This is a genomic window from Oleiharenicola sp. Vm1 (assembly GCF_047777955.1).
GTDB lineage: Bacteria > Verrucomicrobiota > Verrucomicrobiia > Opitutales > Opitutaceae > Didemnitutus.
Genome location: NZ_CP180537.1, coordinates 340,970 through 360,069, shown reverse-complemented (window position 1 = coordinate 360,069; position 19,100 = coordinate 340,970). Strand labels below are relative to the sequence as shown.

At 69.3% G+C, this 19,100-nt stretch carries 17 protein-coding genes; 6 read left to right on the top strand and 11 right to left on the bottom strand.

The genetic code is table 11. The features are described 5' to 3' along the window. The first annotated feature begins 3 nt into the window (after window positions 1–3). A complete protein-coding gene (locus tag ACMYLB_RS02490) occupies window positions 4–1,137 on the top strand; it encodes a glycoside hydrolase family 5 protein (protein ID WP_415909405.1) in 1,134 nt (377 codons plus the stop codon). Window positions 1,138–1,175: 38 nt separating this feature from the next. Here ACMYLB_RS02490 and ACMYLB_RS02485 read toward each other — a convergent pair whose 3' ends face one another. The 4 genes from ACMYLB_RS02485 to ACMYLB_RS02470 form a co-directional block, all read right to left on the bottom strand. Then, complete coding sequence (locus tag ACMYLB_RS02485) at window positions 1,176–1,319, bottom strand: hypothetical protein (RefSeq protein ID WP_415909404.1); 144 nt, start codon at window positions 1,317–1,319, stop codon at window positions 1,176–1,178. A 41-nt stretch (window positions 1,320–1,360) separates the two neighbouring features. Then, entirely contained in the window at window positions 1,361–2,245 is an 885-nt protein-coding gene (locus ACMYLB_RS02480) for a hypothetical protein (protein ID WP_415909403.1), read from the bottom strand. After that, window positions 2,242–2,379 carry a hypothetical protein gene (locus ACMYLB_RS02475; protein WP_415909402.1) on the bottom strand — a complete coding sequence of 46 codons (138 nt, stop codon included), beginning with the start codon at window positions 2,377–2,379 and terminating at the stop codon, window positions 2,242–2,244. The genes ACMYLB_RS02480 and ACMYLB_RS02475 overlap by 4 nt, the downstream gene beginning before the upstream one ends. Window positions 2,380–2,463: 84 nt before the next feature. Beyond that, the gene (locus tag ACMYLB_RS02470; protein ID WP_415909401.1) at window positions 2,464–3,234 is read right to left on the bottom strand and encodes an alpha/beta hydrolase; all 771 of its coding nucleotides are present in this window, start codon (window positions 3,232–3,234) and stop codon (window positions 2,464–2,466) included. A gap of 230 nt (window positions 3,235–3,464) precedes the next feature. On the opposite strand from ACMYLB_RS02470, the gene ACMYLB_RS02465 reads away from it, so the two are divergent. The 5 genes from ACMYLB_RS02465 to ACMYLB_RS02445 all read left to right on the top strand — a co-directional run bounded on the left by ACMYLB_RS02465 (window position 3,465) and on the right by ACMYLB_RS02445 (window position 9,458). Then, on the top strand, window positions 3,465–4,187 hold the full coding sequence (locus ACMYLB_RS02465; protein WP_415909400.1) for an esterase family protein: 723 nt from the start codon (window positions 3,465–3,467) through the stop codon (window positions 4,185–4,187). A gap of 1,173 nt (window positions 4,188–5,360) precedes the next feature. After that, complete coding sequence (locus ACMYLB_RS02460; protein ID WP_415911142.1) at window positions 5,361–6,479, top strand: carboxylate-amine ligase; 1,119 nt, start codon at window positions 5,361–5,363, stop codon at window positions 6,477–6,479. Between the two features lie 84 nt (window positions 6,480–6,563). After that, window positions 6,564–7,586 (top strand): aminopeptidase, encoded by a 1,023-nt coding sequence (locus ACMYLB_RS02455; protein ID WP_415909399.1) that lies wholly within the window; start codon window positions 6,564–6,566, stop codon window positions 7,584–7,586. Between the two features lie 209 nt (window positions 7,587–7,795). Then, complete coding sequence (locus tag ACMYLB_RS02450; RefSeq protein ID WP_415909398.1) at window positions 7,796–8,173, top strand: GxxExxY protein; 378 nt, start codon at window positions 7,796–7,798, stop codon at window positions 8,171–8,173. Window positions 8,174–8,258: 85 nt separating this feature from the next. After that, window positions 8,259–9,458 (top strand): hypothetical protein, encoded by a 1,200-nt coding sequence (locus ACMYLB_RS02445; RefSeq protein ID WP_415909397.1) that lies wholly within the window; start codon window positions 8,259–8,261, stop codon window positions 9,456–9,458. Window positions 9,459–9,548: 90 nt separating this feature from the next. On the opposite strand, the gene ACMYLB_RS02440 is transcribed toward ACMYLB_RS02445, so the two are convergent. The 7 genes from ACMYLB_RS02440 to ACMYLB_RS02410 form a co-directional block, all read right to left on the bottom strand. Continuing rightward, window positions 9,549–10,127: a molybdenum cofactor guanylyltransferase gene (locus ACMYLB_RS02440; RefSeq protein WP_415909396.1), complete on the bottom strand. Its 579-nt coding sequence runs from the start codon at window positions 10,125–10,127 to the stop codon at window positions 9,549–9,551. Then, entirely contained in the window at window positions 10,124–10,588 is a 465-nt protein-coding gene (locus tag ACMYLB_RS02435; protein ID WP_415909395.1) for an MOSC domain-containing protein, read from the bottom strand. The genes ACMYLB_RS02440 and ACMYLB_RS02435 overlap by 4 nt, the downstream gene beginning before the upstream one ends. Window positions 10,589–10,598: 10 nt before the next feature. After that, window positions 10,599–11,330, bottom strand: coding sequence for a uroporphyrinogen-III C-methyltransferase (cobA, locus tag ACMYLB_RS02430; RefSeq protein ID WP_415909394.1), 732 nt, complete (start codon window positions 11,328–11,330; stop codon window positions 10,599–10,601). Window positions 11,331–11,500: 170 nt separating this feature from the next. Continuing rightward, complete coding sequence (locus tag ACMYLB_RS02425) at window positions 11,501–13,765, bottom strand: molybdopterin oxidoreductase family protein (protein ID WP_415909393.1); 2,265 nt, start codon at window positions 13,763–13,765, stop codon at window positions 11,501–11,503. Continuing rightward, on the bottom strand, window positions 13,762–15,510 hold the full coding sequence (locus ACMYLB_RS02420; RefSeq protein ID WP_415909392.1) for a DmsC/YnfH family molybdoenzyme membrane anchor subunit: 1,749 nt from the start codon (window positions 15,508–15,510) through the stop codon (window positions 13,762–13,764). Before ACMYLB_RS02420 ends, ACMYLB_RS02425 begins: the two co-directional genes overlap by 4 nt. A 9-nt stretch (window positions 15,511–15,519) precedes the next feature. Next, window positions 15,520–17,289, bottom strand: coding sequence for a sulfite reductase subunit alpha (locus ACMYLB_RS02415; RefSeq protein ID WP_415909391.1), 1,770 nt, complete (start codon window positions 17,287–17,289; stop codon window positions 15,520–15,522). Between the two features lie 28 nt (window positions 17,290–17,317). Then, the gene (locus tag ACMYLB_RS02410) at window positions 17,318–19,078 is read right to left on the bottom strand and encodes a NirA family protein (RefSeq protein ID WP_415909390.1); all 1,761 of its coding nucleotides are present in this window, start codon (window positions 19,076–19,078) and stop codon (window positions 17,318–17,320) included. Window positions 19,079–19,100 lie beyond the last annotated feature (22 nt).

The following is a 19,100-nucleotide window of genomic DNA, read 5'->3' as shown; positions in this document are numbered from 1 at the left end:
ACCATGATGCTCTCCGGCCTACGCCTCCTTTGCCTCAACGCGCTGTGCGCCGCGGTCGCCCTCGCCGCCACGCCGCTCAATCCGTCCGGTTTTCTCATTCACCGCGGCACGAACCTCAGCCACTGGCTCTCGCAATACGCCGGCGCGCCGCGAGACAAGTTCATCACGGAGGAAGATTTCAAGTTCATCGCCCGCGCGGGCTTTGACCACGTGCGCCTGCCCGTCGACGAGAAAGAGCTGTGGACCGACGACGGTCGGCCGAACGAGGAGAACTTCGGTTACCTGCTGCGCGCCCTCGGCTGGGCGCGCGCGCACGGGTTGCGCGCGATCGTCGATCTGCACACGGTGCGCTCGCACCACTTCAACGCTGCAAACGATGGCGGCCCGGCCAACACGCTCTTCCGCGATCCTGCGGCGCAGCAGCATTTCCTTGGCCTCTGGCGAGAGCTCTCCGCCCGCCTGCACGACCAGCCGCTCGACGCCGTCGCCTACGAGATCCTCAACGAGGCCGTGGCCGACCGCGACGAGGACTGGAACCGCCTCGTCGCCGCCGCGCACGCGCAGATTCGCGCGAGCGAGCCGGCCCGCGTGATCGTGATCGGCTCCAACAAATGGCAGGGTGCGTGGAAATTTCCCGCGCTGAAAGTCCCCGCCGGCGATCCGAACCTCATCCTCAGCGTGCACAACTACGAGCCGTTCACGTTGACGCACTACCGCGCCAGCTGGGTGCCGACGAAGTTCTACACCGGCCCCGTGCAATACCCCGGCCGGCCGATCCCCGCCGCGGAACTCGCCCGGATCGAGGCCCAGCAACCCCGCCACGTCGTCGACCAGTTCGCCAGCGCGCGCCGCGAGTGGAACGCCGAACGCATCCGCGAGGACCTCATGCCCGCCATCCGGCGCGCCCGCGAACTCGGCCTGCAGCTCTACTGCGGCGAGTTCGGCTGCCTGCCGACCGTGCCGCGCGCCGACCGGCTGCGCTACTACCGCGATTTCGTCGGCGTGCTCGAAAGCGAGGGCCTCGCTTGGGCCAACTGGGACTACAAGGGCAACTTCGGCCTCTTCGAGCGCCACGCCACGCGAGAAGGCATCGGCGCGCCCGACGCGGAACTGCTCGCCGCGCTGTTCCAAAAATAGCCAGCCGCGGGCCTCATCCGCCCGGCAGAGGCGCGGGCTCAGGCCTCGGCGCGCGCGAGCAGATCTTCCAGCACTTCGCGCGCGAACACGTTCTGCACCGGACTCATGCTCTTGTGCTCGAGCGCTGCGAGTCCCTCGCGCGCGGCCGCCGCCGCCTCGGCCTTGCGTCCCTCCGCCAGCAAGACCGCCGCTTCCGCGCGCCACCGCGTGGCAGGATCGAACGTCAGCGGCCCCGCCGAATCAAGCCAGGCGCGCGCCGTCGCCGCCTCGGTCGTGTAGCGCGCGAGCAGCCACGCGTAGTCGCAACGCGCCGCGCTCCGGAGGAACGGCGCGAGCTTCTCCTCCCCGCGAGCACGTGGTCGAGCGCCGCCTGCGCGCCCACCGGTTCACCGCAATCCATCGCGTGGTGAAACGCGTTGTAGTGGCCGTAGAGGTCGAACAGCGAACCGTCGCGCAACGCGGTGACCTGCGCCAGCAGCGCGGGGTCGTAGTCCGCCGGGCGGACGCCGCCCAGCGAACCGACCGTCAGCGCAATCATCGCCTTCTCCTGTTGCGCACGCTCGTCGCCGCGCAGCAATTCCGCGAAGCGCCGTCCATCCGACTTGAAGCCGCCCGCCGTGCCCGGCAGCGCGGTCACCACGAATATCAGCAGCGAGAGACCCGCGCCCAGCAACAGGACGTGCTGCCGCAGCACGCTCCCAACGCCCGTGCCGGCCGCGCCGAGCATCTGCGCTGCAGCGAACAGCAGCGCCGCAGCGATGAGGCTGAACACCGGACCACCCGCAATCATCAGGGCAAAACGCTGCGGCGTCACGAGGCGCGCGTCGAGCGGCAGGCACGCCGCGAGGCCGCCCGCGAGGTTTACGTGACGGTTCCACGCAAATTTCAGGCCCGCCGGCGTCCGCCGCCACTGAAACGGCCCCACGACATACAGCAGCAGCCGGCCACCGCCCATCCAGCCCCCGACCACGTGCCCCAACTCATGCCACCCGACCACCACGAGCCACAGCAGGGGCAGCGACAGCAGCGGAAAAATCTTCAGCCACTTCGGCCCGGCGAGTGGCGGCAGGAACGCGCCGCCCCACTTCACACCGCAGTAACCGATCACTCCCCGGAAACGGCCAGCGCGGCCAGGAGCAGCACGCGCTTGCGCGACAACGGGGCGCGCTCCGGCAGCTTCGGCGGCGGCGGGCGAGCGACGACACCCGAGGAGCGGTTGGCGGGAATGAAGGCAAAGCTCATCGCCGCCACGGAAACGCTCCACCTGTCTCCGGCAACCGCGCCCGGGACGAGCGGACGCGACGCACGGACGATCGGCGCGGCGCCTCAGCCGCGCTCGCGGCCGACGAGGAAGCGCAGCACGTCCGGCAGCCGCGCGGCCCACGCCGCCTCGTTGTGTTCGCCGCCGGCGATCTCGCGATACTCGAGGTCGGCGCCCTGCGCCCAGCCCTTGCCGATGAGCGTGTCGCGGAACAGCGACACCACTTCCCAGCCCGGCTCGGCCGTGCCGACGTCGAGCCAGAGCCGCACGTCGGGCCGGCGCGTCAGGCGCGCGAAATCGCGCAGCGCCACGCGGTCGTCCCACCACAGCGAGGGCGACAGCGCGGCGACGTTGCCGAACACGCGCGGGTGCCAGAGTCCGAAGTAGAGCGAGATCAGCCCGCCCATCGACGAGCCGACGACCGACGTCGTGCGCGGGCCGGGCAGCGTGAGGTAGCGGGCGTCGATGAAGGGCTTCAGTTCGGTCTCGACGAAGCGCGCGTAGCGCTTGGCGTCGCCGGCGCTGCGGAGCTTCGCCCCGTCCGGGCCCTCGTAGTCGGCGCGGGTCGGGGTGTATTCGTTGATGCGGTTGACGCCGGTGTTGCCGATGCCGACGAGGATCGGCGGAGCGATCTCGCGGGCACGCACGAGCCCCGCCGCCGCCTCGCCCGCGCCCCAGGCGACGCCGCCGAACGCCGTCTTCGGCTCGAAGACGTTCTGGCCGTCCTGAAAATAGATCACCGGGTGCCGCCGCCGCGGGTCGCCATAGCCCGGCGGGGTCCAGACCGTGACATCGCGGCTGTTGCGGAAGATCCGCGAATGAAACCGCGCGAACACGCGGAGCTGCGGCGCGCGGGGAGACGGCGCGGGCGGGCGGCAGGACGGGAGGGACGGGCGGATTCGGACATCGGGCGGCGCGGACGCTACGGGCGCGGCGCCGCCAACAGCAAGCCCGGCGCGGAAGGGGGCCCGGGCGCGTAAAACTCCCGCGCCGGCCCGCCGGCGGCTTGCGCCCGTCCGGCCGATGCCTATGCAGGAAGGCACAACGCCTGCTCCCGGCCCCCCGCATGCACGAGCAACATGTCCGCTGGTATACGCCGCACCTGAGCCGGGATTTCGAGATGCTGGTGTTCGGCCATGGCGGCCTGCCGGTGATCCTGTTCCCGACCTCGCTCGGACGCTATTTCCAGAACAAGGACTTCGGCCTCGTCGGCTCCGTCGCGCACCTCGTCGACGCCGGGCGCATCAAGCTTTACTGCCCCGACGGCATCGACGACCGGAGCTGGTATAACAAGTCCATCCACCCCGCCGACCGCGTGAAGACCCACATGGCCTACGAGCGCGTGATCCTGCACGACGTCGTCGCGCGCGCCCAGCACGAGACCGGCCAGGGGCGGATCGCGGTCGCCGGCGCGAGCTTCGGCGGCTATCACTCGGTCAACTTCGCCTTCCGCCACCCGGATGTCGCCGCGTATTGCATCAGCCTGAGCGGGGCCTTCGACATCCGCTCGTTCCTCGACGGCTATTTCGACGACAACGCCTTCTTCAACAACCCCGTCGACTACCTGCCCGGCCTCGGCGACCCGTGGTTCCTCGACCATATCCGCCGCATGGGCATCATCCTCGGCACCGGCGACCGCGACATCTGCCGCGACTGCAATCGCCATCTCTCCCACCTGCTCCACTCGAAGGGCATCCCGCACTTCCTCGACGACCGCCAGTGGTGCGGCCACGACTGGAATTATTGGCGCGACATGTTCCCGCATTACCTTTCCCTCCTCCCCGTCTAACCCGTCCTTCCCATGAAAAAAATCGGCATCCTCTTCGGCCGCGAACGCACTTTCCCCCACGCCCTCATCGAGCGCATCAACTCCCTCAACGACCCGGCCGTCACCGCCGAGCCGGTCACGATCAACCAGGTCGCCCAGGGCGAACCGTCGCCCTACGCCGTCATCCTCGACCGCATCTCGCAGGACGTGCCGTTCTACCGCGCCTACCTGAAGAACGCCGCGCTCAACGGCACCGCCGTGGTCAACAACCCGTTCTGGTGGTCGGCCGACGAGAAGTTCTTCAATAACTGTCTCGCCACCAAGCTCGGCGTCGCCGTGCCCCACACCGTCATTTTGCCCTCGAAGGACCACCCGGCGGACTGCAGCGCGGAGTCGTTCAGCAACCTCGCCTACCCGCTCGATTGGGACGGCATCTTCGGCTACGTCGGCTTCCCCGCCTACTTCAAGCCCCACGCCGGCGGCGGCTGGAAGAACGTCTACAAGGTCAACAACCGCGAGGAGTTCTTCAAAGCCTACAACGAGACCGGCCAGCTGGTCATGCTCCTCCAGTCCGAGGTGCAGTTCGACGACTACTACCGCTGCTACTGCATCGGCGGCACCGACGTCCGCATCATGCCCTACGAGCCGCGCAACGCCCACCACCTGCGCTACGTCGTCAACCGCCCGCCCGCCGCCCCCGCGCTGCTCGAGCGGATCAAGCGCGACGTCCTCGCGCTCAACCAGGCGCTCGGCTACGACTTCAACACCGTCGAGTTCGGCGTGAGCCAGGGCGTCCCCTACGCGATCGACTTCTGCAATCCCGCGCCCGACGCCGACCGCAATTCCGTCGGCGAGGAAAACTTCGCCTGGGTCGTCGAAGCCGCCGCCCGCATGCTCGTCGCCCGCGCCAAGGCCCACCGCGACGGCGCCGACAACCTCACCTGGGGCAAGTTCGTCCAGGCCAGCGCCCGCGGCGAACGCCTCGGCGCCGCCCCGGCCGCGAAGAAAAATGATGCCCGGCGCGCCGACCAGCCTTCGCCGCTCACTTGTAGGGCGGGGTCGCCGAACCCCGCCTGCTCTCGGCGCCGCCGCGTCGTGCACGACGGTATTCGGCGCCCTCATCCCGCCCTAAGGCACCCGCTCGCCCCGTCCTCGCGCCTCCTTCATCCCTCGTCCTTCATCCATCGATCGCCCATGCCCACGCGCAAAAAACACCAGTTCACCCTCGGCATCGAAGAGGAGTTCCAAATCGTCGACCCGGTCTCGCGCGAGCTGAAATCGCACATCGAGGAGATCATCGAGGGCGGCAAGATGATCCTGAAGGAGCGCGTGAAACCCGAGATGCACCAGTCGGTCGTCGAGGTCGGCACCGACATCTGCCACACCGTCGCCGAGGCGCGCAAATCCGTCACCGGCCTCCGCACCGACCTCGCGCGGCTGGCGATGAAGACCAACCTCCGCATCGCCGCCGCGGGCACGCACCCGTTCTCGCACTGGATCGACCAGAAGATTTCTCCCGGCGAGCGCTATCAGGGCGTGATCAACGACCTCCAGCAGGTCGCGCGCGCCAACCTCATCTTCGGCCTCCACGTCCACCTCGGCATGCCCGATCGCGAGACGGCCATCCAGCTGCAGAACACCGCGCGCTACTTCCTGCCGCACATCTTCGCGCTGTCGACCAACTCGCCGTTCTGGGTCGGCCGCAACACCGGATACGCCTCGTATCGCCTGCAGATCTTCCAGCGCTTCCCGCGCACCGGCATCCCCGACCTGTTCGAGTCCGTCGAGGAGTTCGACAACTACGTCAACCTGCTGGTGAAGACCGGCTGCATCGATAACGCCAAAAAAATCTGGTGGGACATCCGCCTGCATCCGCTCTTCGGCACACTCGAGTTCCGCATGTGCGACATCCCGATGCGCGTCGACGAGACCATCTGCCTCGCCGCCATCATGCAGGCCGTCACCGCCAAGCTCTACCAGCTGCACCGGCAGAACATGAGCTTCCGCACCTACCGCGCCCGCCTCATCAACGAGAACCGCTGGCGCGCCGCCCGCTACGGCATCAAGGGCAAGATGATCGACTTCGGCAAACAGGAGGAGGTCGAGACTCGCTCCCTCATCGCCGAACTCCTCGAGTTCATCGACGATGTCGTCGACGAACTGGGCTCGCGCGACGAAATCAACTACGTCCAAACCATTCTCGCCCAGGGCACCGGCGCCGACCGACAGATCGCCGTGTGGGAAAAGACGAAAGATCTCAAAGCCGTGGTCGACTACATCATTTCCGAAACCCACCACGGCCTTCCTCTCTAACACCTCCGCACCTTGTATTCCGACGCTCCGCGCCCATCTGCCAACGGTCCTCTGCCCTCGGTCATCCGTCCCCAGTCCTCCGCCATGCCGCACGCCGCCACGCTCCCGAAAACCTTCGACCCGGAGCTGACGCCCGGCGCCCGCAACGCGATCCACGTCTGCCTGCGCCTGCAAATGCACGAGCGCATGACGATCATCGCCGACAACGCCTGCGCCGAGATCGCCGCCGCGCTCGTCGCCGAGGTCAAGCAGACCGGCGCGGCCTACGACGTCTTCATCCTCGAGGAATACGGCCCGCGCCCGCACCGCGACATGCCCGCCGCGATCCTCGCCCACCTCGCCCAGTCGCAGGTCTCGATCTACGCCTGCCAGACCCAGACCGGCGAACTGCGCACGCGCATGCAGATGATGGACGTCATCAACCCGCGCAAAATCCGCCACGGCCACATGGTGAACATCAATCGCCAGATCATGCTCGAGGGCATGCGCGCCGACTTCCTCGCCATCGACGCGCTCTCGCAGAAGCTGATCGAGAAATGCCGCCGCGCGCAACGCGTCACCTGCAAGACCGCCGCCGGCACCGACTACGTCGCCGAACTCTCACAGTCTTTGAAGTGGGTCAAAACCTCCGGCCTCATCTCACCCGAGAAGTGGGGCAACCTGCCCGGCGGCGAAATCTTCACCTCGCCGTTCAACTCGAACGGCCGCTTCGTCGTCGACGGCGTGGTGGGTGACTACCTTTGCCAGAAATACGGCGACATCGCCGCCACGCCGCTGACGATCGACATCAAGGACAACCGCATCGCCGGCCTCGCCTGCGCGAACCAGGAACTGCTCCGCGAGTTCGACGCCTACTGCCACACCGACGAGAACTCGAACCGCGTGGGCGAATTCGCCATCGGCACCAACCTCGCCTGCACGCACATCATCGGTCACATCCTGCAGGACGAGAAACTCCCCGGCATCCACATCGCCTTCGGCCACCCGTATAGCGAACACACCGGCCAGCCCTGGAAGAGCACGACCCACATCGACTGCGTCGGCCGGAACTTCGACATCTGGCTCGACGACGAACAAGTGATGGCGAAGGGCAAATTCCTGATCTGAGACCGAGCGCCACCACGCCGCGACCGAGCGTTTTCTTTACCCCGGATTGAACGGATGGAAACGGATGTCACCGATGACGCTGCGATCATTGATACGACGCTCGCCACCGCTATCCGAATAATCCGTCTCAATCTGTGAAATCCGTGGTCAAATAGAACGTCCGCCCGAGCCGCCACTCCCACTCGCCCCCCCATCATACCCCCATTCGCATGAGCACCGAGAAACTGATTCACGCTGAAATCAGCGAGGCTATCATCGGTGCGGCAATGAAGGTGCTCAACACGCTCAAGCCCGGCCTCGACGAAAAAGCCTATCAGAACTCGCTCGTGATCGAACTGCGCAAGCGCGGCCACAAAGTCGATCTGCAGCGCCGTTTCGACGTCCGCTACGAAGGCGAACTCGTCGACACGCTGGTCCCCGACATGATCGTCGACGATCTCGTCGTCGCTGACCCCAAGGTGGTTGAAGTCTTCACGCCGACTCACCTTGCCCAGATGGAAGGTTACCTCGCCATCACCCAACTCCGCCTCGCGCTGCTCCTCAATTTCAAGTTCGTCGACCTGCGCTGGAAACGAGTCGTCCGCTAGCGCCCCCTTCGCCTAATCCGTTTCTATCCGTGAAATCCGTGGCCAAAGAAGACGCTTCCTCGCGGCATCACTCCCGTCGCCGCTCATGATCCCCGCCCTCCGCCAGCGCTACAACGCCGCGTTCACCGACGCCCGCTACGCCGCCCTCACACGCGAGCTGAACCGCTCGATGTATTGGCCGGTGGACTTCCGCGTCGCCGAGTCGCCGCTCTTCCTCGACGAGGCCACCACCCGCGCGCTCGTCGACGCCGCGGCCGACATCACGCGCCAGCTCGCCACGCCGGAGTTTCGCCAGCACTCCGCCAACGCCGTCCCGAAAAACCTCTCGGTCCCGCACGAGACCGATTTTCCCCACTTCCTCTGCATCGACTTCGCGCTCTGCCTCGACGCCGATGGTCGCGTCGTGCCGCAGCTGATCGAGCTGCAGGGCTTTCCCACCGTCGCCTGCTGGCAGGTTCTGCTCACCGGCGCCTACCGTGCGCACTTCCCGGAAATCCCGCCGGAGTTCACGCCCTACTTCGGCGGCCTCGACGACCAGCGCTACCTCGACGAGCTGCGCTCCGCCATCGTCGGCGACTGCCTGCCGGAGAACGTCGTCCTTCTCGAGATCGAGCCTGAGAAGCAGAAGACCCGCATCGATTTCGCCTGCACGCACAGCTTCCTCAACGTCCGCCCGATGTGCCTCTCGAAGGTCCGCCAGCGCGGCCGCCAGCTCGTGTATTTCTCCGGCGGACGCGAGGTGCCGATCCAGCGGATCTACAACCGCGTCATCTTCGACGAACTCCTGCGCAAACCCGACTTCAAGCCCGGCTTCAACCTCCGCGACGACCGCCTCGACGTGCAGTGGGTCAGCCACCCGAACTGGTATTTCCGCATCAGCAAACACACCCTGCCGCTCCTGAAAAGCCGCTACGTCCCCGACTGCCGCCTCGTCAGCGATCTCGCCGGCAAAGCTCTCGCCGATCTCGATAACTACGTCCTCAAACCGCTCTACTCCTTCGCCGGCCTCGGCGTCGACATCGCGCCCACCCGCGAGAAAATCGCCGCGCTCCCCAATCCCGCCGAGTGGCTCCTGCAGCGCAAGGTCGTCTACGCACCGATCCTCGAGACGCCCGACGGCCCCGCCAAGGCCGAGGTGCGCCTCATCCTCGCCAGCGACGGCAGCGAGATGCCGAAGCTCCTCAACCAACTCGTCCGCCTCACGAAAGGCGCGATGCACGGCGTCGATTTCAACAAGGGAAAGACCTGGGTCGGCGCCAGCGCCGGCTTCCACGCACCGCTCTGATGATGGATAAAGCTCGGTAGGGGCGGTTGACCTCAACCGCCCTCCGTGCGCCCGCGGCACGCGGACAATTCGCGATCCGCCGGCGCCTCATTACTCCGGCAGCGCGCCCGCGTTCCAGTTGAACAGCGTCGCCTGCGCACGCGCCGACAGCCGCACCGCCCTCATCGTGCCGCGCGCCACCAGCGCGCGCAGCAGCGGTTGCAGCGAGTGACTGCCTTCCGCCGCCACGGCGCGCTCGATCTCGCCCAGCGCCGCCCGCGGATAAATCGCCGCGAACGGCTCGAAGAAACCCTCCCGCGAGATTCCCACCGCCCCGCGCCCCGGCCGACACAACCGCGCGAGCTTCCGCAGCCACGCCGCATCCACCCGCGGCAAGTCCACCGCCAGCACCGCCAGCCATTCCGACTCGCACGCGCGCAACGCCGCGTGCACGCCCGCGATCGGCCCGACGCCGCTCCGCGTGTCGCGCACGACGACCAGCCCCGGCGCGAACCGCCGCTGGCGCGCACGCAGCGCGAAAAGCACCGGCCGCGCCCCCGCCGCCTCGAGCACGCGCCGCTGCCGCCGCCACAACGCCACGCCGTCGACGCACAGCCGCGCCTTGTCGCGCCCCATGCGGGTGGAGCGCCCGCCCGCAATGACCACGCCGGTGAGATCGCCGCGTTTCATGGCACGTCGCGCCGGAGCCAGCCGCTGGAGAGAATCTTGCAGCGCAGCCCGCCGCGGCCCTTCAGCCAGTCCTCCGCACCGACCGCCACCGCCTGCTCCATCCAGAAGCACGGCCGGCATTCCTCGACGGCCTGAAACGTCACGCCCTGCAGCGTGAACCGCTCGCCGATCAGCGCATTCAGGTCGATGCCCTCGGTGATGATGTTGCGCCGGAACGCCGAGGCCGAAAGCGCCGGCACCTTGAATTCCTTCCGCACCGCATCGAAAATCTCCGCCGCGAAGAACGTCGCCTGCCCCTTGTATTCCGGCCGGTAGCCGAAGAACCGGTCGCCGCGCAGCCCGTAGCCCGCGACACACTCGACCTCCGTCACTTCCGTGATCGGATGCGTGTCCGCGGGCTTGCCGTAGCGGCCGAAGAAGTTGTGCCCCGGCGAAACGAAGATGTGGCGCACGCGGATCATGCGCGCGCAATCAACTCGCCGCCCCCGCGCGCGGCAACGCGTTTTCCGGCGTCCGCCACGCCCGCGCGATCTCCGCCGCGCGCACGACCTCGCCCACGATCACCAGGGCCGGCGTCAGCCACGCCACCGCGTCGGCCACCGCCGCCGCCGTGCCGAGCGTCGCCACCTGGATCTGCTGCGCCGGCGTCGCCGCGGCGGAGACCAAGGCGACCGGCGTGTCGACCGGCCGACCGGCCGCGACCAGCTCGCCCGCGATGCGCCCGAACGACCGCACGCCCATGTAGACGCACAGCGTCGCATCGAGCCGCGCGTAGGCCGCCCAGTCGATCGGCGCGTGCCCGGCGTCCGGCGCCGGGTGACCCGTGACGAAAACCACCGCCGGGCTCGCGCGCCGGTCCGTCAGCGGCGCCTGCAACGCCGCCGCCGCCGCGAGCGCCGCGGTCACGCCCGGCACGATCTCGCAGGCCACGCCGGCCGCGCGCAACGCCGCGAGTTCCTCGCCGACGCGTCCGAAGACGGACGGATCGCCGCCCTTCAACCGCACGACGCGCCGCCCTGCCCGCGCGAGCCGCACCAGCAACGCGTTGATCTCGTCCTGCCGCGCCGCGTGCGCGCCGCAGCGCTTGCCGACATCGAACCGCTCCGCGCCAACACGCGCCCAGCCCAGCACCGCACGCGGGATCAACGCGTCGTGCACGATCGCGTCGGCTTCCGCCACCAGCCGCTGCGCCTTCAGCGTCATCAGCTCCGGATCACCCGGCCCCGCCCCGACCAGCCACACGCGTCCGCACGACCCCATCTCCTCCAAAGTGTAACCTAATAGGTTACACTTTTTAGTTACCTCCCGAATGACAGGGGGTGATGTGTAACCTATTAGGTTACAAAACGGTGGAAGCGGTTCAGCGCATTCGCTCATTTTGCGAAGAGCTGATGGCGGCGCGGTAGCCGATCCGCTGGAGCGGGCGCGAGGCACACCGCACAGGCCTTGTAGCTCGGCTGGCGCGAATGCGGGTCGAAGGACGGAAAAGTCAGCCGGTTCACCGCGGGGTCGTGCATCGGCATGAAGACCTGCCCGGGTTGCACCGTCGCGGTGACAACCGTCGTCGCCCGCGCCTCGCCGCGCGCCGAGCGCACGAGCGCCGGCGCGCCGTCCGCCAGGCCGTAGCGGGCGGCATCGTCGGGGTGGACCTCGACCGTCGCCCCGCGCGGCGCGAGCCGGCGCAGCACCTCGCTCTTGTCCGTGCGCGAGCCGGTGTGCCACTGCGCGGACGAGCCGCGGCCGGTGAGCAGGATCAGCGGAAACTCGGCTGACGGCTGCTCCGGCATCGGCCGCGGCGGATCGAACGCGAACTTCGCGCGGCCGTTCGGCCGGAAGAATTTCCCGTCCGCGAACAGGCGGCGCTCGGAGAATTTGCCGTGCGCCGGCCGCACCGCCTCGGGATCGCTGTCCGCGGGGAACGGCCACTGGATGCCGCCGCACTCGGCCAGGTGCGCGTGATCGCGCACGCCGCTGAAATCGCAGGGCTGGCCGCGCGACAGCTCCTTCAGGATCTGCAGCGCCGCCGCGGGCGACGACCAGCGCCGGAACATCGGCCCGCAGCCCCAGCGCTCGGCGATGAGCTGGAAGATGCGGAAATCGCTCAGCGCCTCGCCGGGCGCGCGCGCGACCTTGCGCACCGCACCGAGCCGGCGCTCGGAGTTGATGAACGTTCCCTCCTTCTCGCCCCACCCGGCTGCGGGCAGGATCAGGTGCGCGAGCTGGGCCGTGCTCGTGGTGGTGAACATGTCCTGCACGACGAGGAACTCGAGCTTGGCCGCGATCTCGGCGAAGCGGTTGAGGTGAATCCACGAGTGCGCCGGATCGGTGGCGATCACCCACAGCGCGCGGACCTCGCCGCGGTCGATCGCGTCGAGGATCTGGTCGTAGGCGATGCTCTTCTCGGTCGGGATCAGCCCCGCGTCGATGCCGAGGATGCCGGCGACGTGTGCGCGGTCCGCCGCCTTCTCGAACGCGTAGCCGCCGAGCAGCGAGGTCGCGTTGCCAAACAGGCGCGAACCCATCGCGTTGCACTGGCCGGTGATCGAGTTCGGTCCCGTGCCGGGCCGGCCGATCTGCCCGGTCATCAGGGCGAGGTTGACGATCGCCTGCGCCGTGCGCGTCGACTCGTGACTCTGGTTCACGCCCATGGTCCACCAGAACGACACGCGCTGCGTCCGGTCCGCGATCGCGTCGGCGAACTCGTGCAGCTCATCCACGCTCAAGCCCGTTTGCGGCGAAACCAGCTCGGGCGTGAACGCCCGCACGAAGTCCGCGAAGCCTGCAAAACCCTCCGTGTGCGCGGCGACGAACGCCTCGTCCACCGCACCGCGCACGAGCAGCAGATGCGCGAGGCCGTAGAGGAGCGTGAGGTCGCTCTTCGGACGCAGCGCGTAGTGCCGCCACGCCGCCGCGGCCGTCTCGGTCCGGCGCGGATCGACGACGATGATGCGCGGCTGGCGGCGGTTCTGCATCACGCGCTGCCACATGATCGGGTGCGCGAGACAGGGATTCGCCCCGATGAACACCAGCACGTCGCTCTCCTCGAAATCGGCGTAGGTGAACGGCGGCGCATCGAAGCCGAACGACTCCTTGTAGGCGACGTGCGTGGTCGCCATGCACTGCCGCGTGTTCGAGTCGAGGTGCTTCACGCCCAGGCCGAACTTCGCCAGCGCGCCGAGCAGCGCCATTTCCTCCATCACGATCTGGCCGGTGCTCAAAACCGCGACGCTCGCCGGGCCATGGCGCGCCTGCACGTCCTTCATCCGCCGGCAAAACCGGTCGAGCGCCTCGGTCCACGAGATCGGCGCCAGTTCGCCGTTCGGCAGGCGTCGCAGCGGCGTCGTCGCCCGGTCCGGCGCGGCGAGCGGCGTCAGCGCCTCCCAGCCCTTCGGGCACGCCATGCCGAGGTTCACCGGGTAGTCCGGATTCGGCGACAGGTTCACGGCCGCGCCGTCGGCGCCGAGATGGATCTTCAGCGAGCAACCGGTGGAGCAGAATCCGCAGATGCTCGAGGTCGTGCCCTCGGGCGCCAGGCGCGCGGGCACGCGCCCGAGCCCGAAATCGCCCGGACGCAGGACGAGCTCGCTCGTCATCACGCCCGTGCGCGCGTGCAGGAGCCGGTCGAGCGTGTCCTTCATCGCGTGGCGTAGCCCGGCATCTTCGGCGCATCGACCGCGCGGAAGAAGAGATAACGCTCGGCGATCTCGCCCGCCAGCAACAGCGCCAGCGGTGCGGCCAATCGGGCGTAATACGCCAGATCCGGCTCGGCGGCGGCGGGCGAGACGAGGGCAAAGAGAATCGCCGCGCCCGCCGCCAAACCGAGCCGGATGCGCAACACACCAAACAAGGGACCGCGCTGCAGTCGCGCCGACGCGGCCTCGCCGCGCAACGACGCGAGTTCGACCGCCAGCTTCGCTCCGAGCACGAGGACCGCGGCGAATTTTGCGTAATACGCAAAATTGCCCGTCACACCGGATGAGATCGTTGCCAGCGCCAGCGCGGCGCCGCCGAGGAGAAAACGCGGGACGGTGAAGGCCGGACGCCAGAAGCGGCGCCGCGTGTCGATGTAGATCATCGCCGAGCACGCCAGCCCCGCGAGGCCGGTCGCCGCCGCGGCCATCGTCACCACCGGCAGCTGCGGGAGAAGCGCGGCGAGCGCCGTGAGGCCGAACCAGCCGCCGAAGAGCACCGCCTCGCGGCTGAACCACGAGGTGCGCAGGCCGAGGAACACGCGCCACGCGCGCAGCGGCTGGCCGAGGTGAAACGTCGCCGCCGCGAGGCCGAGCGCACCGAGGGCGAGCGGCAGCAGCGAAAGCTGGGCCGTCCGGTTTGTGGCGTAATACGCAACAAGTTCGCCGGGGGTGCGAATGATGGACCATGGCGAAGACGCGGCCGCATGGCTCCCGGTGTTCCCGAGCACCGTCAGCAAGAGCGGTTGCAGGCCAATCGCCCACGGGAGCAGCGTGAGCATGAGCACGAGCGGCCAGTGCGGATGCTGCGGGCGCAGCGCCGCGCCGTCGGCCGCGCGCAGGTCGGCCGGGAGCTCGCGCGCGGTGACGTAGCGCGTGGTCGGCCGGGTGTAGGTCGGATCGGGGCCCGGGAACGCGATGGCGGGCTTGCGCGGCTCGTCGCGGAGCGCGGCGGGGGCGTCCTTCGGCGCGGTCACCACGACCACCCGGATCGCCTGCGTGGGGCACGCCTGCACGCAGGCGGGTGCCTCGCCGTGCGCGAGGCGCTGGTGGCAGAGGTCGCACTTCCGCACGATGCCGAGGCGCGCGTTGTATTTCGGCACGTCGTAGGGGCACTTCAGCACGCAGTATTGGCAACCGATGCACTGGTCATCGAGGTGGCGGACGATGCCGGTGAGCGGATCCTTCTCGTAGGCGAGCACCGGGCAGCCGTTGAGGCAGCCGGGGTCGGCGCAATGGTGGCAGGCCGTCGTGAGCGTCTGCACGACCGGCGCGCCGGAGGTGCAGCCGATGAGCTGGCCGGTGTCGCGCCAGGTCTCGTCCTCGTCGAGGCCGTTGAGCGCGTGGCAGGCCGAGACGCAGGCCTTGCAGCCGGTGCAGGCGTCGAGGTCGACCTCGAAGGCGTATTGTTCGCCCGCGCGCGGCGCGCTGAGCGGGATGAGGGACTCGAAGTGCTTCGCCGCCGGATTCCCCGCCCGCGAATCGTAGGCCCGGCTCGCGCGCGCGACCGGCGTGTCGAGGCGGCCCTGCTCGGCGAGCAACTCGGCGAGGAAGTCGCGCAGGCTGCCTGCCGGCGCGGGCGCGGCGTCGACGCGCAAGCCGCCTCCCACCGGACCGCGCGGCGGCGGCGCGCCGGCCGGCCGGGTGGACCGGCGGTCGCGGACCGCGGCGACGGATTCACCGGCGAGGTTCATCGCGGGCGCTCAGTAGACATCGCGCTGGTAGCGGCGCGCGGATTTCAACTGCGCGACGTAGTCCGCGGCCTTGTCCGGCGCCCGGCCGCTGGCGCGGGCGACGGCCTGCACGAGCGCCTCGTCGACGTCGCGCGCCATGCGCGAGGCGTCGCCGCAGACGTAGAAGTTCGCACCGGCCTCGAGCCAGGCGAAGAGCTCCACGGCGTGCTCGAGCATGCGGTGCTGCACGTAGGTCTTGGCCGCGTTGTCGCGCGACCAGGCGAGGTCGAGGCGCGTCAGCGTGCCGTCGCGTTGCAGCTCCGCGAGCTCCTCGCGGTAGAGGAAGTCGGTCGCGGCTTTCTGGTCGCCGAAGAAGAGCCAGTTGCGGCCCTTGGCGCCGGCGGCGCGGCGCTCGGCGAGGAACGCGCGGAAAGGCGCGATGCCGGTGCCGGGGCCGACCATGATGACCGGCGTGTCGCCGGAGGCGGGCAGGCGGAAGTTCGGGTTGCGGTGCACGAACACGCCGGCGCGGCCGGCGGACAGCGCGCGTTCGGCGAGGAAGGTCGAGCACACGCCCTTGCGCGCGCGGCCGCCGAGCTCGTAGCGCACGGCGCCGACCGTCAGGTGGACCTGGCCGGCGTGTGCCAGGGGCGAAGATGAGATCGAGTAGAGACGCGGCTGGAGTTTCTTCAACGCGCCGACGAATGCGGCGGCGGTCGGGCGCTTCGCCGCGGCGGCGAGGCGGAGCGCGTCGAGGACGTCGTGCGGCTGGCCGTGCTGCGCGGTGTCGAGCGCGAGCAGCTCGATCAGCGCCGGAGCGGGCCGGCCGAGATCGTAGAGGTCGGTGAGCGCGCGGCGCAGGGAGGTCGCGGGACCGGCCGGCGACGGCACGGGCTCCTCGCCGTCGCAGCCGAGGGCGGCGATCACGTCGGCGACGAGCTGCGGGCAGTGCTGCGGGAAGACGCCCAGCGCGTCGCCCGCCTCGTAGGTCAGCTCCGAATCGCCGAGGGAGAACTCGACGTGGTTCACCTCCTTGGCGGAGCCGGCGGCGTTGAGGCAGCGCACGGCCAGCACGGGCGCGGCGAAGGGGTTCTTCTTGGAAAAGCGCGGCTCCTCTGAATTTTCGATTTGGCCGAGGCGCTTCGCGCTGGACGATTGGGAATTCTCGATTGGGGCGACGGCGAGGAGGGCGGAGCTGGCGGACGCGGTCGCGAGGGCGGAGAGCGATTTTTCCAGCCAGGCCTGAAACGGCCCCTCGTAATCGAGGTCGCAGTCCACGCGATCGGCCACGCGCGTGGCGCCGAGGCGCGCGAGGGCGGCGTCGAAGTCCTTCGCGCACTGGCAGAACTTCGCGTAGTTCGTGTCGCCGAGGCCGCAGACGGAGAAGCGGACGGCGGTGAGCTGCGCGCCGTTGAGGCTGCGGAGGGAGGAGAGCAGCGCGCGGGCGTTGTCCGGCGGCTCGCCGTCGCCGTAGGTGCTCGTGATCACGAGCAGCGCGCCTGCGGCGGCGAGACGTGGGACGTCGGCGGAGGCGGCGTCGAGGACGGTCGGCGCGAAGCCGCGCGCGGAGGCGCGCTTGGCGGCTTTCTTGGCGAGATTCTCCGACGTGCCGGTTTGCGAGCCGAAGAGGATCGTCAGCGGCACCTGCGGTGCCGCTGAATTTTCGATTTTCGATTTCTGATTTTCGATCGGCGCGGCCACGCGGGAAAACAGACCGGCGAGGTAGCCGTTCAGCCACGCGCGTTGCTCGGGCGTGAATGGCGCGGAATCGGGAATGAAGGGGACGGAGGGCGAGGACACGGAAATCGGAGGACCGAGGACGGCGCGTTTAGGCGAGGAGCGCTTTGAGTTCTTCGACGCTGTGGCGGCGCGTCCATTGCACGAAGGTCTCGTCGCCGGTGCGGCGCGCGGCGAAGGTCGCGAGCGTGCGCGAGACGAGCGCGGGCAGATCGGCGGCGGCGACATGGCGGAAGATCTCGCGCGCGATGCCCTGCTCCTGGTCCATGCCGCCGCCGAGGACGACGTGGTAGCCCTCGCGGCCGTCGGGGAGCTTCGTGGCGACGCCGCCGAGATCGCCGCAGTAGTGCTGCGCGCAGGAGTGCGGGCAGCCGGTGAGGTGGAGGTTGACGGGCGCGGTGAGCGCGGGGCCGTGGGTGCGGAGATGCGCGGCGACGGCGCGGGCGTGGCTCTTGGTGTCGGCGCCGGCGTATTTGCAGCCGCGGTTGCCGGTGCAGGCGATGACGCAACCGGCGGTCGCGTGCGGGTCGGTGTAGAGGCCGAGGCCGCGCACCGCCTCGGCCCCGGCGGCGGCGCCCTCGGCCGAAAGGTGCGGAAGGAGCAGGCTTTGCCAGACGGTGAGGCGGAGTTCGCCCGTGCCGTGGCGCTCGGCGAGCGCGGCGAGGGCGCGCATCTGCGCGGCGGTGAGTCGGCCGACGGGCACGCCGATGCCGAGATAAAACCGGCCGGGCTGCGCCTGCGGGTGGAGGCCGAGGTGCGCGCGCTTGTCGACCGGCGCGCGCGGCTCGCCGGCGGCGCGCGGGAGGCGCAGGAGCGGAAACGGGAGCTTCTTCTGCGTTTCCTCGAGGAACTTCTCGTGGCCGTGCCAGCGCTCGAGGAGGTATTTCAGGCGCGCCTTCTTGCGGTCGGTGCGATCGCCGTGCTCGCGGAAGACGCGGATCATCGCGGTCGCGACGGGCACGAGCTGCTCGGGTGTGAGCAACAGACCGGTGTCGCGCGCGAAGTCCTTGTGGCCGGTGATGCCGCCGAGCTCGCAGCGGAAGTAGATGCCCGGCGCAGGCCGGGCGGTTGAGAGTTGAGGGTTGAGAGTGGCGAGACTGGTTTCAGTGATGCGGACGGCGAAGAAACCGATGTCGTTCGTGTCGGCCGCGGCGGAGATCGTGCCGCCGGAGTCGAAGGCGACGTTGAACTTGCGCGGCAGGCCGTAGAGCTCGCGCTGGTTGAGGATGGCGTGGTGCAGCGCGTGGGCGAAGGGCCGGACGTCGATCAGCTCGCGCGGGTCGAAGCCGGAGGTGGGCGTCGCGGTGAGGTTGCGGATGTTGTCCGCGCCGGCGCCGCGCGAGGTCAGGCCGAGCTGCGACACGCGGGTGAGCACGCGCACGATCGCGCGCGGCGGCAGCTCGCGCAGCTGGAGGTTGGCGCGCGTGGTGATATCGGCGTGGCCGTTGCCGCACTCCTCGGCGAGGTCGGCGAGGCCGCGGAGCTGGTGCGCGTGGATCTCGCCCGCGGGGATGCGCAGGCGGATCATGAAGCTGTCCTGCGCGGGCGCGACGTGGAAGAGGCCGTGGAACTTGAAGCGGAACGCGTCGGCCTCGTCGGGAAACTTGCCGGCGGCGGCGTGCGCGCAGAGTTTTTCCCAGATCTCGAGCGGATCCTCCTCGAGCTTCCAGCGCTCGGGTTTGGACAAGTCCGAGACGGGCGTGCCGAAGACGCGTTCCTCCGGCGCCGCCGCCGGGGTCGGCGCGCCGGCGCCGGGCGCGGGACCGGCGGTCAACGCGCCGGCGAGGAAACCGCTGAGGTATTCCTTCTGCTGCTCGGTGAAGCCTCCGGGGCTGGGCGCGGCGGTGACCATGGTCAGGCACGGCCGGGCGCGG

Excerpts from the sequence above, each read along its gene's own strand:
- ACMYLB_RS02420 (WP_415909392.1), bottom strand. The coding sequence starts at position 15,510 with ATGAACCTCGCCGGTGAATCCGTCGCCGCGGTCCGCGACCGCCGGTCC.
- ACMYLB_RS02460 (WP_415911142.1), top strand. The coding sequence starts at position 5,361 with ATGCCCACGCGCAAAAAACACCAGTTCACCCTCGGCATCGAAGAGGAG.
- cobA (WP_415909394.1), bottom strand. The coding sequence starts at position 11,330 with ATGACGCTGAAGGCGCAGCGGCTGGTGGCGGAAGCCGACGCGATCGTG.
- ACMYLB_RS02455 (WP_415909399.1), top strand. The coding sequence starts at position 6,564 with ATGCCGCACGCCGCCACGCTCCCGAAAACCTTCGACCCGGAGCTGACG.
- ACMYLB_RS02410 (WP_415909390.1), bottom strand. The coding sequence starts at position 19,078 with ATGGTCACCGCCGCGCCCAGCCCCGGAGGCTTCACCGAGCAGCAGAAG.
- ACMYLB_RS02440 (WP_415909396.1), bottom strand. The coding sequence starts at position 10,127 with ATGAAACGCGGCGATCTCACCGGCGTGGTCATTGCGGGCGGGCGCTCC.
- ACMYLB_RS02450 (WP_415909398.1), top strand. The coding sequence starts at position 7,796 with ATGAGCACCGAGAAACTGATTCACGCTGAAATCAGCGAGGCTATCATC.
- ACMYLB_RS02475 (WP_415909402.1), bottom strand. The coding sequence starts at position 2,379 with ATGAGCTTTGCCTTCATTCCCGCCAACCGCTCCTCGGGTGTCGTCGCT.
- ACMYLB_RS02425 (WP_415909393.1), bottom strand. The coding sequence starts at position 13,765 with ATGAAGGACACGCTCGACCGGCTCCTGCACGCGCGCACGGGCGTGATG.
- ACMYLB_RS02465 (WP_415909400.1), top strand. The coding sequence starts at position 3,465 with ATGCACGAGCAACATGTCCGCTGGTATACGCCGCACCTGAGCCGGGAT.
- ACMYLB_RS02435 (WP_415909395.1), bottom strand. The coding sequence starts at position 10,588 with ATGATCCGCGTGCGCCACATCTTCGTTTCGCCGGGGCACAACTTCTTC.
- ACMYLB_RS02490 (WP_415909405.1), top strand. The coding sequence starts at position 4 with ATGATGCTCTCCGGCCTACGCCTCCTTTGCCTCAACGCGCTGTGCGCC.
- ACMYLB_RS02445 (WP_415909397.1), top strand. The coding sequence starts at position 8,259 with ATGATCCCCGCCCTCCGCCAGCGCTACAACGCCGCGTTCACCGACGCC.